Below are 19,175 nucleotides of genomic sequence, written 5' to 3'. Positions count from 1 at the left end.
CCGGCATGGCAAGGTCACTCCGGCAGAAACCCGCCATGCCCATGTACCGCCCCTGCTTGACAGGCCGACAACGGCCCCGCATCTCTTGAGGCATGTCCTCCACCGCCACACAGCCACCAACCGTCCACTCCCTCCGCCTGCTGGGGATTCTCAGCGTCCTGATGGGGTTTGCGGCCATCTCCACCGATTTCTACCTGCCAGCCATGCCCACCATGGCGCAGGCCCTGCAGGCGCCGGGAGGTGAAATGGCCTGGACGATCTCCGGCTATCTGGTGGGGTTCAGTTTCAGCCAGCTCATCTGGGGGCCGGTCAGTGACCATTATGGCCGACGGCTGCCCATTGCCATCGGGCTGGTCCTGTTCACTCTCGGGTCGGCAGGCTGTGCCGCTGCTGGTTCCATCACGACGCTCATCGCCTTCCGCCTCCTTCAGGCCATCGGGGCCTGCGCCAATGTCGTGATCGCCCGGGCCATGGTGCGGGACCTCTATCACGGCCACCGTGCCGCCCAGATGCTCTCCACACTGATGACCGTCACGGCCATCACGCCTCTGCTGGCCCCGCTGGTTGGCGGACAGATTCTGGCCTTCTGGGGCTGGCGGGCCATCTTCGTCAGTCTGGTCTGTGTGGGCCTCATCATGCTCGGCAGCCTGTTCTTCCTGCCGGAGACTTTGCCGAAGCGGGATGAACGCCCCCACTCCGTTCTCCATGCCTTCTCACACTATGCCCACCTCATCCGCCGCCCCCGCCTGCTGGGCTATGCCTGTGCCGGCGGCTGCTACTATGCGGGGACGTTCGCCTACATTTCCGGCTCCCCCTTTGCCTATATCAGCTACCACCACGCCTCCTCCCTGCTCTATGCGCTGCTCTTCGGAATGGGCATCGTGGGCATCATGACGGCCAACATGATCAATGCCCGGCTGGTCCACGCATGGGGCAGCGACAGGCTGCTTGTCATGGGGGTCATCATCAGCGTTCTGGTCTCGCTCTGGCTGGTCGCTGATGTCTGGACTGATTATGGCGGACTGTGGGGGCTGTTCCTGCCGCTCTTCCTCTATGTCGCCATGGCCGGATTCATCGTGGCCAATTCCCTCTCCGGTGCCCTGCATGATGACCCCGCCCATGCGGGCACCGTCTCCGCCATGACGGGAGCCGTCCATTATGGCAGCGGCATCATCGGGTCCGGGCTGGTAGGGCTGCTGGCAGATGCCACACCCCGCCCCATGGCCACGATCATCTGCGTGGCCTCGCTGTTCAGCCTCGTCTTCCTGCTGCTCATCCGTGATGGCAGGAAGGGCTGAAGGCCGGCCCGCTTCTTACGGGTTCAGCTCGCCCCGCTCCAGCCAGCCTGCGATCTGCTGCATCCCCGTCTGGATGTCGGAGAGCGGGAACTCATAGGCCCATGTCTCGCCCGTTTTCGTCTTCGCCGTCAGCTGTGCCGTCTTCCCCGATGACAGAGCCTGCACGGCACTGACCGGAAGCTCCTGCTGGGCCATGCAGCCTGTCTCGTCACAGGATTGCAGGGGCAAAGGCACGGCCTGCCCGTTATCCACGCTCAGCTGAAGAGTGGCCTTCATGTCGAACGGCAAGCGTGTCGGCAGGTTCAGGCTGATCTGCCAGGGCTGTTGGGCCAGCGGCTTCCTGATGAGGTCTGGCGTGGCATGAGCCAGCAGGAAAAATCCGCTATCCATCGTCGTCCCCGTCATGCGTTCCAGCTGGATGGTGCAGAACTGCGTCCCCTGTCGGCTGCCCTTGGCCGGATAGGCACAACCATAACGCCATGGCCCGGCAAAAGCGGACCGGGCCGTTACTCCCGGATGTTCAGCCGCCATGATTTCCGGCAGACCTCCCCCTTTTTCCGTCACGGCTTCCACAGCTGCGGCCCGACCATCCTTCGGCCCAGCCGCAGAAGCTGGCACGGCAGACAGCAGACCAAGTGTCATCACCATGACGGCATGAGGGCATCTGAACATCTTTCTTTCTCCTTCTACGGTCATGCCGCCACCGTAACACCAACCGGCACACACATCATCAGGAAAACATGGACCATGCCGTCACCGCACGCTCCCGCCATCCGCAATGCGCTGCAACACATAAGGCAGGATACCCCCCTGGGCGACATAGGCCAGCTCAGCCTCCGTCTCCAGCTGGAGGGTGGCCTGCACGACCTGCTCCATGCCATCCGGTGCCGTAAAACACACACGGACAGGCTGCCGGGGCTCAAGCCGGGCCGGAAGGTCGATGCTCACTTCTTCCTGCCCCGTCAGGCCGAGCGTCTGACGGGTCACCCCCTTGGGAAAGGTAAGGGGCAGAACCCCCATCCCTGCCAGATTGGCCCGGTGAATCCGTTCGAAATCCTCGGCAATGACAGCCTTTACCCCCAGGAGACGGGGGCCTTTCGCTGCCCAGTCCCGTGATGACCCCATGCCGTAATTCCGCCCCGCTACCACCACCAGCGGTACCTGCTCCTGCTGATACCGGGCAGCAGCATCGAAAATGGCTCCTTCCTCCCCATCTGGCCAGTGCCGGGTCACGCCACCCTCACTACCGGGGATCATCTCATTACGGATACGGATATTGGCAAATGTCCCCCGTGCCATGACACGATCATTCCCACGGCGGCTGCCATAAGAGTTGAACTGCGCCGGTGAGACGCCATGCTCCTCAAGATACCGGGCAGCAGGCGAACCGATGGCAATCGTTCCGGCCGGAGAAATATGATCCGTCGTGATGTTGTCCCCGAACAGGGCCAGAATCCTGGCCTTGCGGATTGGCCCCGTCACGCCGGCAGCCTCCTCCAGCCACGGCGGTGACTGGATGTAGGTTGAAGACCCATCCCACGCAAACGTTGCACCGGCCTTGCCGTCTCCCAGTGCCTGCCACTGGGCAGGCCCCTGCTCCACAGTCGCATAGCCACGGGCAAAGGCCTCCGCCACGACGGACTGCGCCATGAGATTCGCCACCTCATCCCCGCCGGGCCAGATATCGGCCAGCATGACAGGCTGACCGGCCTCATCATGGCCAAGAGGTTCCACCGCAAGATTCCGTGTCACGGTCCCGGCCAATGCATAGGCCATCACGAGCGGTGGGCTGGTGATGTAATTCAGCTTCGTATGAGGGGAAACACGCCCCTCGAAATTACGGTTCCCGGACAGCACTGCGGCAACTGTCAGATCATGCTCCGTGATCGTCCGGGCAATGTCAGCCTGCAAGGGGCCGCTATTGCCGATGCAGGTCGTGCAGCCATAACCAACGATCTCAAACCCTAACGCACTGAAATCCTCCAGCAGACCGGCCCGTTCCAGATACCGGGTTACGGCCTGGCTGCCCGGGGCCAGAGAGGTCTTGATGCGCCGTGCCACCTTCAGGCCCCGCTGAAGGGCCTTCCGGGCCAGAAGCCCTGCTGTCAGCATGGCCGCAGGGTTGGATGTATTGGTGCAGGATGTAATGGCTGCCAGCACGACATCCCCGGCACCAAGGCTTTCCCCCGCAAGGGCGGCATCCTTCGTGCGGATGGGGAAACGGACATCCCCCTGTCCTTCGGCCGCCAAGGCGGCCCGGCTGGTCTCTGCCACGGCAGGAAGGTCATGACGCTGAGAGGGTGTTTTCGGCCCTGCAACAGAAGGCTTCACAGTCCCCAGGTCCAGACGCAGCACAGTGGTGAAAAGCGGTGTTTCATTACCCTCCCGGAACAGTCTCTGCTGCCGCAGGTACGCTTCCACGAGCCGGACATGATCCGGCGAACGGCCTGTCAGGGTCAGATAGTCCATGGCCAGTGCATCGGGTGGAAAATAGCCGCAGGTCGCTCCATATTCAGGTGCCATGTTGGCAATGGTGGCCCGATCCGCCACCGGCAGGTGATCCAGCGCCGGACCGAAAAACTCCACAAACTTGCCGACAACCCCTTCCGCCCGGAGTTGTTCTGTCAGGGTCAGCACGATGTCCGTCGCTGTCACGCCGGGAGCGGACCGTCCCTCCAGATACACCCCCACCACATCGGGCAGACGCATGGCAATGGCCTCTCCCAAGGCGGCGGCTTCGGCCTCGATGCCACCAACACCCCAGCCCAGAACACCAAGGCCGTTGATCATGGTCGTATGGCTGTCTGTTCCGAAGACCGTATCCGGGAAAAGGGTTGTCACGCCCTCTTCCTCCTTCCGCATGACCAGCGGAGCCAGATATTCCAGATTCACCTGATGGCAGATGCCGGCCTCTGGCGGAATGACCCGGAAATTGTCGAATGCCTGCTGCCCCCAGCGCAGAAAGCTGTACCTCTCCCGGTTGCGGCTGAACTCGTGGGCCACATTCTGCTCCAGAGCATCTTTCTGCCCCGCCACATCCACTGTCACGGAATGATCGATCACAAGATCTACAGGGATGAACGGATTGACCTCCTCCGGATCACCACCCAGCCGTTTCATGCCGTCACGCATGGCGGCAAGATCGACCACAGCGGGAACACCTGTAAAATCCTGCATCAGGATACGGGCCGAACGGAACGGAATCTCACCTTCGGCATGGCAGGTCTCAGCCCAACCCGTCACCAGCGCCGCCGCATCATGCTGCCCCTGCCTCAACACGTTCTCCAGAACGATCTTCAACACATAAGGCAGGCGTTGCGCCTTCTCCCCCGCTCCGGCCAGAGCCTGGGGGAGCGATACATATCGATAACTCTGCCCCTCATGCTCCAGCCTCTGCCATGGAATGCCCCCCTGCCCGGCTGTCCTGTCTGTTCCAGTCATCATGCCCTCCCGCTTGCCAGTCTCGTGCCCTGTTTCTTCAGCCAGCTGCTCCTCAGGACGCCGGCACATCCCGCCTGTCCGGCCCGACATAAAGGGCACGGGGACGGCTGATGCCTGCGCGGCTCTCCAGCATTTCCTTCCACTGGGCAACCCATCCCGCTGTACGGGCCACGGCAAAAAACACCGTGAACATGGAGGACGGAATCCCCATCGCCCGGAGGATGATTCCGGAATAGAAATCCACATTGGGATAAAGCCGCCGGGAGATGAAATACTCATCATTCAGGGCTGTCTCTTCCAGCTTCATGGCCAGCTCGAGACGGGGATCATGATCCATCCCGAGCTCTGCCAGCACTTCATGGCAGATGTTCCGCATCAGCCCGGCCCGTGGGTCCAGATTCCTGTAAACACGGTGGCCAAAGCCCATCAGCCGCGTACCATCCTCCTGATTCCTGACACGGTTCATAAAATCCGGAATGCCGTCCACCGTACCGATCTCATCCAGCATATCCAGCACGGCCTCGTTCGCACCGCCATGTGCTGGCCCCCAGAGCGCCGCCACACCAGCAGCGACACACGCAAAAGGATTGACCCCCGTGGCCCCCACCGTCCGCACGGTGGATGTAGAAACATTCTGCCCATGGTCGGCATGAAGGATCAGAATCCTCTCGAAGGCCCGTGCCAGAACCGGATTCACCTCCCAGGCTGCTTCCGGCATGGAGAAGAGCATGTGCAGACAGTTCTCCGCATAGCTCAGTCCCGGACGGGGGTAGATCAGCGGCAACCCCCGGCTGTAGCGGTAGACCCAGGCTGCCAGAGTCGGCATCTTGGCCACAAGCCGCAGGGTAGACATCTCCCGCTCCTCTGATGTGATACGGTGCCGCTGGTCCGCTCCCTGATTGCCATAGAAGCTGGAGAGGCCAGCCAACGTCCCGCAGAGCATGGCCATGGGGTGGGAGTCCCGCCGGAACCCGTTGAAGAAGTTGCGTATCTGCTCATGCAGATGTGCCTCAGCCATCAACCCATGTTCGAAACGGGCCTTCTGCCGTGCATCAGGCAGCTCTCCGTGTGACAGCAGCCAGGCGACTTCCGGGAAACTCGCTTTCTGGCAAAGCTGCTCAATCGGGTAGCCACGATGCAGCAATATCCCGGCCTCACCATCAATATAGGTGATGGCACTCATGCAGGATGCCGTATTGGCAAAACCGGGGTCATAGGAAAACACACCCGCCCGCCGGTAGAGGGTCCGCATGTCCACCACATCCGGCCCCAGCTGCCCCTTCATGCTGCCCAGCGGCACCTCCTGCGCGGTTCCCTCCACCCTGCGAAGCACCCACTGCCCGGCATCCTGCTGTGCTGCCATTACTTCACGGATCCCCATGATGTGACCTCCCTGCGAAACAACACCGGAACAGTCCATTTAATTTCGGTATCGTTATATTTGAGTAACGCACATGGTTCCTGCCCCCGCAAGCATCATGCTCTACAAAAAAATCTTTATCTTCCAGCTCTTGTCACATTCCCATGAAGCATGATGAGCTGGTGCTCTCTGGCTGGATCATGCCACCGGCCAGACAGAAAGGTTCACCCACCACGGGCATGAAGAGGGCACACAGCCCCATTTTCAGGGAGAATTCCCCCATGTCAGCCCACACATCCTCCACAGCAGGACAACCCATACCCGTAACACTGATTCCCGGTGATGGAATCGGCCCGGAAATCACACGGGCCACAAAAGAGGTTCTGGCGGCCCTTGGCGCCCCCTTCCTCTGGGACGAGCAGAAAGCCGGAGTCCATGCTCTGGAAGACGAAGGAACCCCTTTGCCGGACGCCACCCTCCGCAGCCTGGAACGCACCCGCCTTGCCCTCAAGGCACCGCTGGCCACGCCCAGCGGCACGGGATTCCGCTCCGTCAATGTCACACTGCGCCAGAAATTCGACCTTTACGCCAACATACGCCCTGCCCGTACTCTTCTCCCACGGGATGACCTGCGCCGCTATGACAGGCTGGACATCGTGCTCATCCGGGAAAATATCGAGGGTTATTACGCCGCCCGTGACTATTATCTTCCCCAGGGCGATGACCCGCAGGGCATGGCTCTTTCAGCTGGTTATACAACACGGGCCGAATGCGAACGCATCGTGACCCATGCCTTTGACCATGCACTGGCCCATGGTCGCAGAAAGGTAACGCTGGTCCACAAGGCCAACATCCTCAAGCTGATGAGCGGCCTGTTCCTGGAAACAGGACGCAAGGTTGCCGCCCGTTATGAAGGGCGCATCGCCTGTGATGAACGGATCGTGGATGCCTGCGCCATGCAGCTCTGCCTTGACCCCTCCCAGTTTGATGTGATTGTCACCACCAATCTGTTCGGTGACATCCTTTCCGACCAGATATCCGGTCTGACAGGTGGGCTGGGACTGGCTCCGGGGGCCAATATTGGAAAAGACATGGCCATCTTCGAGGCCGTGCATGGCTCCGCTCCCGACATTGCCGGACAGAACAGGGCGAACCCCACGGCTCTCCTGCTCGCAGGCGCCCTCATGCTGGACCACACAAACCATGCAGCCCTGGCCACCCGCCTGAGAACCGCCATCATCCAGACACTCCAGAACGGCACACGCACGGGCGACCTCGGTGGCACTGCCACAACAGACCAGTTCACCAGGGCCGTCATAAACGCCCTGGAGAGACCCTGAACCGGAACATGAAAAAACCCGGCCTTTTCTGGCCGGGTTCTGACCTCATCCAGGCCTGAAAGCAGGGCTCAGACCAGATGCTTGAGCAGGATGCTGCGATGGATGACCGAAAAGCCCCAGAACATCAGGCTGATGGCCACATAATAGCCCAGCGCCGCCTGTGCCGTGATCGGGTTGATGCAGAACAGTGTCACGCCCAGAACAATATTGACGATGGCATCCAGCGCCATGAAGCTGCGGCCATAAGGCGAAGCCCCCATTCCGGCCAGCTCCATCACGCCACGCACGATGAACCATGCAGCAACCCAGATCGTCAGCCCGATGGCCGACCCTACGGGATTGAAGAAGATCAGGATGGCCAGGATGATGAAGAAAATACCCAGGAGACCATCCAGCATCCGGCGTTCCATGCCTGTCCGGCGGAACACATCCACCAGCGTGAAAACCCCGACGAACAGAAGCCCGACTGCAATGAGGGCCGTAAGAGAGATGATGCTCAGCACGGGTGTCATGGCCACAAGCACACCCGTGAGGACGATCAGGACCCCCATGACGATTCCACAATTACCTTCCTGCTTTACCAGATTTTTCTGCTGATTATCAGTCATGAGCCTTATCCCTCCATAATCTTCCCTGAAAAGGATGACGTATATTCACATTTCTGACAAGTATCAGAAGCCATGCGTAATAATGATGCCTGCCATCTTTTCCAGCCTGACATATCCTGCCATCTTGGCCTGCCATGCGCACATGCATGACAGTACGGCATGGAGCAGAAAGGAGGACCCTCATGATGACGGGGGCAAAGCTGGTGCTGATGCGCCACGGGCAGAGCTTGGGCAATGAGGCCAACCTGTTCACGGGCTGGAATGATCTGGACCTCTCCGCCAACGGCCATGAGGAAGCCCGCAGGGCAGGCCGCCTGATGCGGCACCACGGCTTCCGCTTCGATGCAGCCCACAGCTCCATGCTGAAAAGAACCATCCACACACTGCATCACTGTCTGGACGAGCTGGACCAGTCATGGCTGCCGGAATACAGGAGCTGGCGGCTGAATGAACGCCATTATGGTGCCCTGCAGGGGCTGAACAAGGACGACACCATCGCACGCTACGGCCGGGAACAGGTGCAGCAATGGCGCCGGAGTTTTGACGTCACACCGCCAGCTGTAAAGCCGGACAGCCCGCGCCATCCGGGGAACGACCCCCGCTATGCCTCCATCCCTAGATGCGATCTTCCCTGCGCCGAAAGTCTGGCCATGACCATGAAGCGGGTGCTGCCCTACTGGCAGGACACGCTGCTGCCAGCCCTGCGGCAGGGCCAGTCCCTGCTTGTCATCACGCATGGGACTGTCATGCGGGCCCTCATCGGCCATCTGGACGGCCTGTCCCCCGAGGAAACGCAGACGCTGGAAATCCCGACAGGCACGCCACTTACCTATGAAATTGACAAGGCTGGAGCAGTACACCGCATCGGCTATCTTCTTCCCCCGACATGACAGACAGCCCTGCCCGCCTTTCCATACCCGCTATTCACACGCTCATCCCCAGATCATCCACCATTCCATCCGCGGAAACTGTGGGTAAACTCTACAAAGGACTTCAGCTGTGCCCCGCACCCTGCGTGGCCGTGATGAGGCTGAACAGGGCCGTCCCGCAGCACATATAGAGGATATTGCGCTTCGGCCCCCCAAAAGTGAGGTTCGAACAGCCGACAGGCAGGCGGATACGGCCAATCATCTGGCCATGTGGATTATAGATGAACACACCGCAAAGCCCCAGCGGCCCCCAAGCACCGCACCAGAGGTTGCCCTCCACATCAGTGCGCAGGCCATCAGGGCGCATGGCCCGGCCAGCCAGCGTAAAATCCGTGAAGAGACGCCCGTTGGTCGGCCGCCCCTGTTTCAGGTCGAACACATGGATGGCATGGTCCGGCAAAGGCGGCTGCGCACCAGGGCCCACACCAGAGGACGCCACATAGAGCCGGCTACCATCAGGGGAAAAACAGAGACCATTGGGCCCTGCCACATCCTTCTGCCCCAGCACGGCCTCCACCTTCCCGGTTTTTGCATCCACCCGGAAGATATGATCCTCCTGCCGACGCAACCCGCCATACTGGCTTGTCAGCTCAGCATCCAGATAAGGATTGAGATGACGCTGGGGATTGGCAGGACCATCCACATCGGCGTGGCCTTCCACCACTCCGTCCCCGTAGGCCGGGTCTGTGAACCAGATGCTGCCATCGGGTGCTGCCACGACATCATTGGGAGAGTTGAGCGTCCTGCCCCTGTACCGGTCCGCCAGCACGGTGACACTGCCATCATGCTCCCAGCGTATGACCCGGCGCATCCCATGCTCACAGGTCACCAGCCGCCCTTCAGTATCAAACGTGTTGCCATTGGCATTAAAACTTTCCCGCCGGTACAGGCTCACATGGCCCTGCGGCCCATCCTCCGGGTCGTAGCGATACTGGCACCCCGTGATCGTATCGCTCAGCAGCAGAAAACGCCCGACCGTACACCAGGCCGGGCCTTCCAGCCAGCCAGCCCCCTGCCAGAGCTTCCGCAAGGGAGCATTGCCGTAATTCACAAGCCCGAAGGATGGATCAAGCGCCAGCACGTCAGGGTCGGGCAGATTGACCGGTGTCTCCTCCGCACCCCATGTCCGGGGCGGGGAGGAAATCACACTCGGACCCGACACGATGGACCCAAGAGCATGTCCCGCCACGGGAGACGCCGCTACCCCTGCAAGACCCGCCAGCAGACCGCGGCGTGTCAGACGGCCGGCAGAACCACCAGCCCCTGCTTTTCCATCCCGCATCGGTCCATCCATATTCACATCCTCCCCCGGCCCGTTTCATGCCGACATCCAGCACTCACACCAAGGTAGAACTCAGCACGACGCAATCAATACCCGAAGGCAAAAGCACGCTGCACGGCCTGGACATCCTGCACCCCACCGGCCAGGAGCAGCTGCAGCAACAGACGGGCCTTCTGCGGGTTGAGGTCATATGACGCCACGAAGTGATGGGCCTCATCATCCACTTCCACATCACGGTTGACAAACCCGTCACCGACACGGCTGGAACGTACGACTACAATCCCCGCCCGGACGGCCCTGTCCAACGCCTGCATGGCCTGGGCCGACACATTGCCATCCCCCATTCCAGCAATGACGATCCCCTTCACACCGGCACGGATGGCATCATCAATCTGGCGACCATCCATGTCCGCATGCGCATACACCACATCCACAGCAGGCAGCGTTGCTCCATCCGGCAGGGACAGGAACAGACGGGGCCGCGGCGGCCCGTAAAAGCGTACAGCGGCAGGGTCCACAATACCCACAGGCCCTGTCTGTCGGGACACGAAGGTCTGCAGGACCGTGCTGTCCGCCTTGCTGACCCAATGGGCCGCATGGATGGTATCATTCAGCACGACCAGCACCCCCCGCCCCTTCGCCTGCGGATGGGCTGCCACCTTGACTGCCTCATAAATGTTGGCCGGACCATCCGCACTGATGGCCGAGCCCGGACGCATGGCCCCTGTCATCACCACAGGCTGGTCATGATGCAGGACGGTATCCAGAAAGAAGGCTGTCTCCTCCATCGTATCCGTCCCGTGGGTGATGACTACGGCATCGGCCTCATGCCGGGCAAAAGCCTGATTGATGCGCTCCATCAACCGGAACCAGACCTTGTGATTCATGTCCTGCGAAGGAATGTTGGCGATCTGCTCCACCTGAAGCTGGGCCAGCCTGTCCACACCCGGCACAGCGGCCACAAGCTGCTGCCCCGTTGTCGAGCCTGCATCATAACCGATTGCAGAACGTGGGTCCGCCTTTCCCGCTATGGTCCCCCCCGTGGCCAGAACGAGCACACGGGGCAACCGCCCCATGCCCTGCCCTGCCTGCGCCGAAGCCGGGGTGGCGGCCACCAGCCCGGTACCAAGCGGAAGAACCCTGAGAGCGGAAAAAGCCAGCTTCAGGCAGCGCCGGGCCCCCTTATGGGGTTTCAGACTGTTCAGCGTGTGTCGGATGGTCATGATGGACGGCCCTTTCTTATGCGAAAGCCACGATGAGCGGACCAAGCAGGGTCAGCAGCACATTGGCCACGGCATAGGTGATGGCAAAGGGAACAGTAGGGCTGCCATGGCCAGCCTTGGCCAGAACCTCACCAAAAGCCGGATTGGAGCTGCGTGTCCCCGCAAGAGCCCCTGCAAAGAGGGCAACATTCCGATACCCTAGCAGAAAACGCCCGACAAGAGCCGTGATCACCAATGGCACGATGGTGACGATCATGCCCAGCAGCAGAATCGTTCCCCCCTGGCGGGTAATGATCGCCACGACCTGCCCACCTGTCTGAAGGCCTGTCACTGCGACGAAACCTGCCAGACCGAAACTGCCCCAGAGCAGGCAGACAGAAGACGGCATGGCGCCGTAGCCCGGATGTCGCCCATGCCACCAGCCAAAAAGCAGGCCGGACAGCAGGGCCCCACCACCACTGCCCAGCGTGATGGGCACCCCGCCCAGATGAACGACCACAAGCCCGAACAGCAGCCCCAGCGCCATGCCCAGCATATTGTAGACAAGGTCCGTCGTAACCGGCACGGCAGTCCGCTGGACCGTCCCATTCTGGACAGCAGGCAGCGTATCCTCCGTCGCATCTTCTGGCAGGGATTCTGCCTGCAGCGCATCATCCCGCAAATTGCGACGCATGCAGAGTGGCAGAATGGTGGCGCAGAAAATGATGGTGCCGATGGACCCGAAGATATAGGTCACGGCATAGCCGACAGCAACATCCGCCTGCATCTGCTGCACCTGAGCCAGAGGGAGGCCAAGCTTCTCCAGAGCGGAACTGGCAGTGCCAATGATGGCAGACTGCGTCAGCCCCCCTGCCGCCAGACCGGCGGCTATGCCTTTGTCCAGATGGAACAGCCGCGCAACCCCGATAACGGTCCCGAACGCACTGATGGCCATGATGACCGCCAGTGCCACCTCCCGCAGGGACTGCCGCCCCAGAGAGCGGAAAAAGTTTGGGCCACTGCGATATCCCACAGCGTAGATGAACAGGATGAACAGTACTGTCCTGAGGCTGGACCCCACATGCACACCAAACTGGCTGATCAGCACGGCCACCAACAATGACCCTGCCACGCCCCCAAGCTGAAACACGCCTATCCTTATGCGCCCGATCAGAAAGCCAAAACCGACGGACAGGAAAAAAGCCAGCTCTGGATTCTCTCCAAAGAGATGAGACAACCCGTGAAACAGACGCTGGAACATGCCGTGACCTTTTCTCCAAACAGTCATGGAGAAAGCCTGGCGGTTTCCCAACCAGGCTTTCTCTACAGAACATTACTTACCGATTATGGGACGTTCCATCCAGACGGGATGGATGCCAGCGAACAGCCTACCCGAAAGCCACAATGAACGGCCCCAGAAGAGTCAGCAGCACATTGGCCACGGCATAGGTAATGACAAAAGGGATGGCCGGTGTGTTGTTGCCTGCCTTGGCCAGGACCTCACTGAAGGCCGGGTTGGCACTACGTGCCCCCGACAGGGCCCCGGCAAACAGGGCGACATTCCGGTACCCCATGAAGAAACGGCCAATAAGCGCCGTAATGACCAGCGGCAGGATCGTCACCACCATACCGAGCAGCAGGAGGAGCACCCCCTGATGGACAATGACTTCCACAGCCTCCCGGCCTGTCTGCAACCCCGTCACCACCACGAAGCCAGCCAGACCGAAATTGCCCCAGAAGGAACAGACAGACGACGGCATCTCCCCATAACCGGCGTGCCGCCTGTGCCACCAGCCGAACAGCAGGCCGGACATCAGTGCCCCACCCCCACAACCGAGCGTCAGGGACATACCCCACACACGGATGACCACAAGGCCAATGACCAGCCCGACAGCCACGCCGAGCATGTTGTAGACGAGATCGGTCGCCGCTGGAACAACGCCACGCTGCTCGGTCTCACCCCCCACATCCTCCGGCAGTCCCCCTGCCTCTGCCGCCAGGGCATCGGCCTTCATGTCACGCCGCATGAAGAAAGGCAGGATATCCACACAGAAAATGATGGTACCGATGGAACCGAAAATATAGGTCACGGCATAACCTGCAGCCACATGGGCCTGCATCTGCTGCAACTGTGCAGCGGACAATCCCAGCTCTGCAAGGGCCGAACTGGCCGTACCGATGATGGCAGACTGCGTCAGCCCTCCTGCCGCCAGACCGGCCGCCATGCCCTTGTCCAGGTGGAACAGACGCCCTACCCCGACAACCGTTGCAAACCCGCTGACAGCCAGAATGACGGACAGCATGATCTCTCGCAGGGACTGCCGCCCCAGAGAGCGGAAAAAATCGGGCCCGCTGCTATACCCCACCGCATAGATGAAAAGAACGAAAAGAACGATCTTGAGGTCAGAATCCATCTTGACGCCAAACTGGCTGATCAGGACCGCCATCACCAGCGACCCTGCAATACCGCCGAGCTGGAACGTACCGATCTTTATCTGACCTATCCAAAAACCAAGACCGATGGAAAGAAAAAAAGCCAGCTCCGGACTCTGCGCAAAAAGCGACGACAGACCGTGAGACAGAAACTGGAACATTTCGGGACCTTTCTCCCAAACACTCAACGAAAAGCCACACACGTATCACGGTCCATGGTGGCTTTTCTGCGACCCGTTTTTACTCAGCTGCTGTAAAAATTTCCTCGAGATATTCCAAGGAGACAGCCTCCCGGGTATCGGGAATGGGCTTGCCCTCGTGGTCCAGTTTTTCAATCTCGTACACGATGAAACCCTCATCATCATAATGTACATCAATGACGAGGAAGCGGTCGGACGCATCGCCTTCACCACGATGCTCTTCCGTCTTCACCAGCTTCTGGTTCTTGGCGAACGGAAGGTCAGCCAGCTTTTCTTCGTCGATCTGACGGACGGCATGGTTCCATTCTTCGTAGGTTTTCCGGATGGCCGCATAGATTGCTGCCGTATCGGGAAATTCTTCAACATCCTCTGTCGTGGTGACATCCACCGTAGCAATGTCGGACCCGAAATTGGCCTGCACCTGATAAGGCTCGGGCGCAATGGCCTTCACAGCCTCCAGAATACGCTCAAGGAACTCAGGCCCATACATGGATGAATTGAAATTCAGCATCTTGGAACGATCAAGAGTAACACTGATTTTGGCGGTTGTGGCCATGGCCCCCTCCTGGATGAAAAAATTGCCGGGGCCCATTCTACCAGAACAGGGAGCCTCGCACACCCCCTCAGGGGTCAGTCACGCCCCACGCACAACCTCATCCTCATGCTGGAATCTGGCTTTTTCCCTGATGAATACTGGCAATTCATGACATGAATGCCATAAAACACACCTGCGTTACAAAAACGTAACATGGTTGCTGATGGGCCAGCCTCATGCCCCTCGCCCTCGCCAACAGCCACACAGCCACACAGCCAATGGGATTGGCCCTCAGAGAGGGAACGGCATGAGATGGTTAACGCAACATGCTGAAGAAGGTAACATCAGGCTACACGAACACCAAATATATTAAAATAAGATTTCTTTTAATACTTCAGAAGGCTTCCATCCGCCACAAGGCTTTAAAAAGGCTTTTTTAAGTCTTATTCATGGTAATATCTGTTACTTCACGAGGGAATCATGTCAAAATTTTCAGCTATCATGCACAACCCGAATGAAAGCCTTGAGGATACTGACAACCTGAGAGAGCGGCTGCATTTCCTCCAGCTGGATGAACAGGACTGCCTGGCCATCCGCCGTATTGAAAAATACGTCATCAGATGCCTGCCCAAGGCATTGGATGCCTTCTATGACACGGTCCGCCGGACCCCCCAGACCAGAAGCTTTTTTTCCTCAGAAGCACAGATACAGAAAGCCAAACAGGCGCAGCTGACTTACTGGAAGAACATCGCAGGTGCCAATTTCGGCCTGCAATATGCCAATACGGTGCGCCGCATCGGCCGGACCCACGCCGAAATCGGGCTGGAACCACGCTGGTACATCGGCGGCTACGCCCTGCTGCTTGCCAACATCATCGCAGATGTCTCAAACCAGCTGGCCCCTCCGGCACCACTGCTGCCCCCAAAGATGTCCTTCTCCAAGCTGACGGACTCCCTCGCCAGCCTCAGCAAGGCCGTCTTCCTGGACATGGACCTCACCATTTCCATCTACATTGATGAAGCCAAGAAGCTCAACAAGGAAGAAATGAGCAAACTGGATGAGGCCATTGAAGAAGAACGCCGGTTTGTGACTGAGCGCTTTGGCCACATCATCGACGCCCTTGCCAACAAGAACCTCTCCCACACGGTGGATGGGAACTTCCCCAATACCTACCTCCCCATGCGGGACAACCTCAATCACGCCATCTCGTCTCTCTGCCAGACGCTTCATACCATCAGCGAGGCAACGGAGAGCATCGACAATACCGCTGATGAGATCAACAGCGCGGCACAGGACCTCGCCCAGCGCACGGAACGGCAGGCTGCTTCTGTCGAAAAAACGGCCGCTGCCGTGGAGCAGATCACCGCTACGGTATCTTCCACCGAATCCCGTGTCAGCGAGGCGACCCAGTTCGTTGAGGAGTGCCAGGCCATCACGGAACGTTTCGGCACCATGATCCGCCGTGCCAGCACGGCCATGGAAGAGATTGAACGTTCTGCCGAAGCCGTGAACAAGATCACCAACGTCATCTCCAACATTGCCACGCAGACCAATCTTCTGGCACTGAACACCGGTGTTGAAGCCGCCCATGCGGGCGAAGCCGGCAGCGGGTTCCGTGTCCTGGCGCAGGAGATCCGCAAACTGGCCAACCGGGTGGGCGATGCTTCCGAAGAGGTGAAGGACCTCATCAATACCTCCCAGACCCATGTTGATTCCGGTTCAGCCATCATGAAGGATGCCAGCAGCGCCATCGACACCATCATCTCCAGCGTGGCCAATATCGGTACACATCTCAGAGAGATATCAAAGGCCACATCTGAGCAGGCATCGGCCCTGCGGGACGTGAATGGTGCCGTCGTCACCATCGACCAGGGCACCCGGGAAAACGCCGCCATGGTGGAAGAAACCTCTGCGGCCACCTCCAACATGGCCCAGCGGACACGCCAGCTACGGCAGCTGCTGGATGGGTTCGTTCTCCGGGGACAGAAATGATACGGGGGGCCTCCGTGCCCCTCCAGCCGGTCGGCATACTGCACCATGGAGCAGTACAGGACAGACAGGACAACAAACGCCCTTCTCTGACCATCCACCCAACCTGAAGCCGCACTGGCCAGACAGCGGAAGACGGCCCCACTGAACAACAGATCACTGATGGTGTCCATCCCCCATGAAAAAAGGTCCGGAGTCTAGCACCCCGGACCTTTTCCCTAATGGGTCATGTTGCCATGACCTCACCCTGTCGGACCTTTTCAGGCCTGATGGGCGGCACGATAGCGCTCACCAAGGGCGTTCGCAGCCACCATGGCATGATAGACATCATCCGGCGTGACCTTGAAGGGCAGATTGCCCATCGTATCGTCCTTGTCACAGGCGATCTCGGCCACCTTGCGCCAGTCAGCCTCTACAAACTCCTTGACACCCAGCTCCTTGAGGGTCATCGGCAGGCCAGCTGCCCGCACGACACGCAGCACCTCTTCAATCTCTTCCTTCGGTGCATTCTCCAGCACCAGCTGGGTCATCAGACCAAAGACCACCTTCTCACCATGCTGGGCATGATGGAGATCCTCGATAGCGGTCATGCCATTATGCACGGCATGAGCAGCGGCAAGACCACCCGTCTCGGCACCGGTCCCACTGAGATAAATGGTTGCCTCGACCATTTCTTCCAGAGCCCGGGTCGGCACCTTGTTGCGCACGGCATCCATGGCGAGATCAACATTCTTGCAGACCAGGTCATAGCACATGCGGGCCAGACCGAGTCCCGTACGGGACGGACGCTTGCAGGAAAGGTTCACCCCATCAGACCGGTAGCAGGCACGGGCCTCAAAGTATGTGGAAAGGGCATCACCGATACCAGCAGCAAAGAAGCGCACCGGTGCACCGGCAATCACACCCGTATCAGCCACAACGACATCGGGATTCTGCGGCAGGAAGAGGTACCGGTCGAACTCGCCCTTCTCCGTATAGATCACGGCCAGCGCAATGCAGGGTGCATCGGTGGAGGCAATGGTCGGATAGAGGATGAGCGGCAGCTTGTAATAATGGGCAACGGCCTTGCTGGTATCCAGCGTCTTGCCACCACCAATACCGACAATGACATTGGCACCACGTGTCTTGGCCAGCTCGCCCAGACGCTTGATCTCGGCATCCGTACATTCACAGCCGAACCTCTCGGCTGTGCCTTTCAGCCCGGCTTTCTCCAGCCCAGCCACGGATTCCTTCTGGACACGCTCCACAAAGAATTCATCGCTGATGATGAAAGCGTTGTCGCCAAAATCTTTTACATAGTCATGCAGCTGGGCCAGCAGACCCGTACCGATGATGAATTTCTTGGGGGCTGAAACGGTGCGCGGGGTTTTCTCAACCATGCTCGATATCTCCTTCAAGCATATGTAAAGGCCTTGTTACCCCGCCACGCTACCCCTTCGCCCGCCACTTGACCAGAAGACATTACTGGCTTTCACAACATGCCAGCATGTATTGCCATGCATAGGTGACAGGCGTGTCCCGCCTCCTCTCTGATCTCACCTCATGGCTGGCAAATAACAGGACAAATACAACCCTCTTTATTGAGGGATGAATATCCGGCAAACGCAATTACCAATATGAAAATTATTGCATCCTGTTCTCAACAAAGGGTCAGGACCACTTTTCAGAACAGCGGCATATTGTCGATCAGCCGCACGGCCCCCAGCTGCACGGCCAGCAAGGCCAGAGCCCCCTCCCGGACCTCCTCTTCAGCCTGGAACGTATCCGGATTCACGATGGTGACATAGTCAATATCCACAAGCCCGGCCTGCACCAGCACATCCCGCATGGCCCCCTCCAGCACGGCACGGCGGCGTTCACCAGCCTGCACCAGGGTCCGGCCCCGGCAGAGAGCCTGATGCAGCACCGGGGCCCTGTGGCGTTCCGCCTCCGTCAGACGACTGTTGCGGCTCGACCCGGCAAGACCGTCCGCCTCCCGCCATGTTGGCAGGGTCACAATATCTACCGGAATATTCAGGTCCCGCACGAACCGCTGGACAACAGCACATTGCTGGGCATCTTTCTGCCCAAAATAGGCCCGCTGCGGCTGGATGATGTTGAAGAATTTCGCCAGCACCGTCGCCACACCTGCAAAATGGCCGGGACGGGACGGCCCCTCAAGCTCCAGCGCCACACCACCAACATCCACCTGCGTGGCGAACCCTTCAGGGTAGAATTCTGCCGCTTCCGGCGTAAAAACACAGGCCACGCCCTCCCTGCGCAGCAGGGCAATATCCCGTTCCAGCGCCCGGGGATAATTGGCAAGATCATCCGCCGACCCGAACTGTATGGGATTGACAAAGAGACTGACGACAACAGCATCAGTCTCCTCCCGGGCACGGCGAACAAGCGAAAGATGCCCCTCATGCAGGAAGCCCATCGTCGGTACAAAGCCGACCCTGCCAAGCTGCGCCCGCTCCTGCCGCATCTCCTGAACCGTCGTGCAGAGTTTCATGTCGTCCCTTTCCCGGATGATTGCCCTCGCAGGCTACGCCTTTCCATACCCTGTCTGCCTCCTG

The 19,175-nt window shown here is 59.5% G+C and carries 16 protein-coding genes; 4 read left to right on the top strand and 12 right to left on the bottom strand.

Features of this window, described 5'->3' with window-relative positions; translation table 11 throughout:
• The first annotated feature begins 92 nt into the window (after positions 1–92).
• On the top strand, positions 93–1,298 hold the full coding sequence (locus DTQ13_RS07040) for a multidrug effflux MFS transporter (protein ID WP_086431146.1): 1,206 nt from the start codon (positions 93–95) through the stop codon (positions 1,296–1,298).
• Between the two features lie 15 nt (positions 1,299–1,313).
• Here DTQ13_RS07040 and DTQ13_RS07035 read toward each other — a convergent pair whose 3' ends face one another.
• The 4 genes from DTQ13_RS07035 to DTQ13_RS09215 form a co-directional block, all read right to left on the bottom strand.
• The gene (locus DTQ13_RS07035) at positions 1,314–1,970 is read right to left on the bottom strand and encodes an invasion associated locus B family protein (protein WP_192848003.1); all 657 of its coding nucleotides are present in this window, start codon (positions 1,968–1,970) and stop codon (positions 1,314–1,316) included.
• Between the two features lie 81 nt (positions 1,971–2,051).
• The gene (gene acnA / locus DTQ13_RS07030; RefSeq protein WP_248461239.1) at positions 2,052–4,739 is read right to left on the bottom strand and encodes an aconitate hydratase AcnA; all 2,688 of its coding nucleotides are present in this window, start codon (positions 4,737–4,739) and stop codon (positions 2,052–2,054) included.
• Positions 4,740–4,791: 52 nt separating this feature from the next.
• The gene (locus DTQ13_RS07025; RefSeq protein WP_052349211.1) at positions 4,792–6,102 is read right to left on the bottom strand and encodes a citrate synthase; all 1,311 of its coding nucleotides are present in this window, start codon (positions 6,100–6,102) and stop codon (positions 4,792–4,794) included.
• Between the two features lie 151 nt (positions 6,103–6,253).
• Complete coding sequence (locus DTQ13_RS09215; protein WP_256462227.1) at positions 6,254–6,382, bottom strand: hypothetical protein; 129 nt, start codon at positions 6,380–6,382, stop codon at positions 6,254–6,256.
• Here DTQ13_RS09215 and DTQ13_RS07020 point away from each other — a divergent pair.
• A complete protein-coding gene (locus DTQ13_RS07020; RefSeq protein ID WP_248460421.1) occupies positions 6,381–7,439 on the top strand; it encodes an isocitrate/isopropylmalate dehydrogenase family protein in 1,059 nt (352 codons plus the stop codon). The genes DTQ13_RS09215 and DTQ13_RS07020 overlap by 2 nt on opposite strands.
• Before the next feature lie 68 nt (positions 7,440–7,507).
• On the opposite strand, the gene DTQ13_RS07015 is transcribed toward DTQ13_RS07020, so the two are convergent.
• Positions 7,508–8,047, bottom strand: coding sequence for an HdeD family acid-resistance protein (locus DTQ13_RS07015; protein ID WP_043560797.1), 540 nt, complete (start codon positions 8,045–8,047; stop codon positions 7,508–7,510).
• Between the two features lie 182 nt (positions 8,048–8,229).
• Here DTQ13_RS07015 and gpmA point away from each other — a divergent pair, with 182 nt between their 5' ends.
• Positions 8,230–8,937 (top strand): 2,3-diphosphoglycerate-dependent phosphoglycerate mutase, encoded by a 708-nt coding sequence (gene gpmA, locus DTQ13_RS07010; RefSeq protein WP_248460420.1) that lies wholly within the window; start codon positions 8,230–8,232, stop codon positions 8,935–8,937.
• 103 nt (positions 8,938–9,040) lie between these two features.
• Here the strand turns inward: gpmA and DTQ13_RS07005 are convergent, their stop codons facing one another.
• The 5 genes from DTQ13_RS07005 to DTQ13_RS06985 all read right to left on the bottom strand — a co-directional run bounded on the left by DTQ13_RS07005 (position 9,041) and on the right by DTQ13_RS06985 (position 14,649).
• Positions 9,041–10,270 carry an SMP-30/gluconolactonase/LRE family protein gene (locus DTQ13_RS07005; protein ID WP_248460419.1) on the bottom strand — a complete coding sequence of 410 codons (1,230 nt, stop codon included), beginning with the start codon at positions 10,268–10,270 and terminating at the stop codon, positions 9,041–9,043.
• A gap of 74 nt (positions 10,271–10,344) precedes the next feature.
• Positions 10,345–11,481, bottom strand: a complete 1,137-nt coding sequence (locus DTQ13_RS07000) for an asparaginase (protein WP_081562954.1) — start codon at positions 11,479–11,481, stop codon at positions 10,345–10,347.
• Between the two features lie 16 nt (positions 11,482–11,497).
• Positions 11,498–12,721: a hypothetical protein gene (locus tag DTQ13_RS06995; protein WP_248460418.1), complete on the bottom strand. Its 1,224-nt coding sequence runs from the start codon at positions 12,719–12,721 to the stop codon at positions 11,498–11,500.
• Positions 12,722–12,848: 127 nt separating this feature from the next.
• Positions 12,849–14,054, bottom strand: coding sequence for a hypothetical protein (locus DTQ13_RS06990; protein WP_081562953.1), 1,206 nt, complete (start codon positions 14,052–14,054; stop codon positions 12,849–12,851).
• Between the two features lie 79 nt (positions 14,055–14,133).
• Positions 14,134–14,649 (bottom strand): hypothetical protein, encoded by a 516-nt coding sequence (locus DTQ13_RS06985; RefSeq protein ID WP_143539797.1) that lies wholly within the window; start codon positions 14,647–14,649, stop codon positions 14,134–14,136.
• Positions 14,650–15,108: 459 nt separating this feature from the next.
• On the opposite strand from DTQ13_RS06985, the gene DTQ13_RS06980 reads away from it, so the two are divergent.
• Positions 15,109–16,620, top strand: a complete 1,512-nt coding sequence (locus DTQ13_RS06980) for a globin-coupled sensor protein (RefSeq protein WP_086431150.1) — start codon at positions 15,109–15,111, stop codon at positions 16,618–16,620.
• 257 nt (positions 16,621–16,877) lie between these two features.
• Here DTQ13_RS06980 and DTQ13_RS06975 read toward each other — a convergent pair whose 3' ends face one another.
• Both DTQ13_RS06975 and panC read right to left on the bottom strand, forming a co-directional pair.
• Entirely contained in the window at positions 16,878–17,996 is a 1,119-nt protein-coding gene (locus DTQ13_RS06975; protein WP_081562951.1) for a glycerol dehydrogenase, read from the bottom strand.
• A 284-nt stretch (positions 17,997–18,280) separates the two neighbouring features.
• On the bottom strand, positions 18,281–19,111 hold the full coding sequence (gene panC, locus DTQ13_RS06970) for a pantoate--beta-alanine ligase (protein WP_043560810.1): 831 nt from the start codon (positions 19,109–19,111) through the stop codon (positions 18,281–18,283).
• Positions 19,112–19,175: the final 64 nt, after the last annotated feature.

The organism is Parasaccharibacter sp. TMW 2.1888, assembly GCF_023167265.1.
GTDB lineage: Bacteria > Pseudomonadota > Alphaproteobacteria > Acetobacterales > Acetobacteraceae > Bombella > Bombella apis.
The sequence above is the reverse complement of the archived record's forward strand: the minus strand, read 5'-3'. Positions and strand labels throughout refer to the sequence as shown.

Bases quoted from the DNA above. Each gene is read 5' to 3' on its own strand.
- DTQ13_RS07040 (WP_086431146.1), top strand. From the start codon at position 93: ATGTCCTCCACCGCCACACAGCCACCAACCGTCCACTCCCTCCGCCTG.
- DTQ13_RS07035 (WP_192848003.1), bottom strand. From the start codon at position 1,970: ATGTTCAGATGCCCTCATGCCGTCATGGTGATGACACTTGGTCTGCTG.
- acnA (WP_248461239.1), bottom strand. From the start codon at position 4,739: ATGACTGGAACAGACAGGACAGCCGGGCAGGGGGGCATTCCATGGCAG.
- DTQ13_RS07025 (WP_052349211.1), bottom strand. From the start codon at position 6,102: ATGGCAGCACAGCAGGATGCCGGGCAGTGGGTGCTTCGCAGGGTGGAG.
- DTQ13_RS07020 (WP_248460421.1), top strand. From the start codon at position 6,381: ATGTCAGCCCACACATCCTCCACAGCAGGACAACCCATACCCGTAACA.
- DTQ13_RS09215 (WP_256462227.1), bottom strand. From the start codon at position 6,382: ATGGGGGAATTCTCCCTGAAAATGGGGCTGTGTGCCCTCTTCATGCCC.
- DTQ13_RS07015 (WP_043560797.1), bottom strand. From the start codon at position 8,047: ATGACTGATAATCAGCAGAAAAATCTGGTAAAGCAGGAAGGTAATTGT.
- gpmA (WP_248460420.1), top strand. From the start codon at position 8,230: ATGATGACGGGGGCAAAGCTGGTGCTGATGCGCCACGGGCAGAGCTTG.
- DTQ13_RS07005 (WP_248460419.1), bottom strand. From the start codon at position 10,270: ATGGATGGACCGATGCGGGATGGAAAAGCAGGGGCTGGTGGTTCTGCC.
- DTQ13_RS07000 (WP_081562954.1), bottom strand. From the start codon at position 11,481: ATGACCATCCGACACACGCTGAACAGTCTGAAACCCCATAAGGGGGCC.
- DTQ13_RS06995 (WP_248460418.1), bottom strand. From the start codon at position 12,721: ATGTTCCAGCGTCTGTTTCACGGGTTGTCTCATCTCTTTGGAGAGAAT.
- DTQ13_RS06990 (WP_081562953.1), bottom strand. From the start codon at position 14,054: ATGTTCCAGTTTCTGTCTCACGGTCTGTCGTCGCTTTTTGCGCAGAGT.
- DTQ13_RS06985 (WP_143539797.1), bottom strand. From the start codon at position 14,649: ATGGCCACAACCGCCAAAATCAGTGTTACTCTTGATCGTTCCAAGATG.
- DTQ13_RS06980 (WP_086431150.1), top strand. From the start codon at position 15,109: ATGTCAAAATTTTCAGCTATCATGCACAACCCGAATGAAAGCCTTGAG.
- DTQ13_RS06975 (WP_081562951.1), bottom strand. From the start codon at position 17,996: ATGGTTGAGAAAACCCCGCGCACCGTTTCAGCCCCCAAGAAATTCATC.
- panC (WP_043560810.1), bottom strand. From the start codon at position 19,111: ATGAAACTCTGCACGACGGTTCAGGAGATGCGGCAGGAGCGGGCGCAG.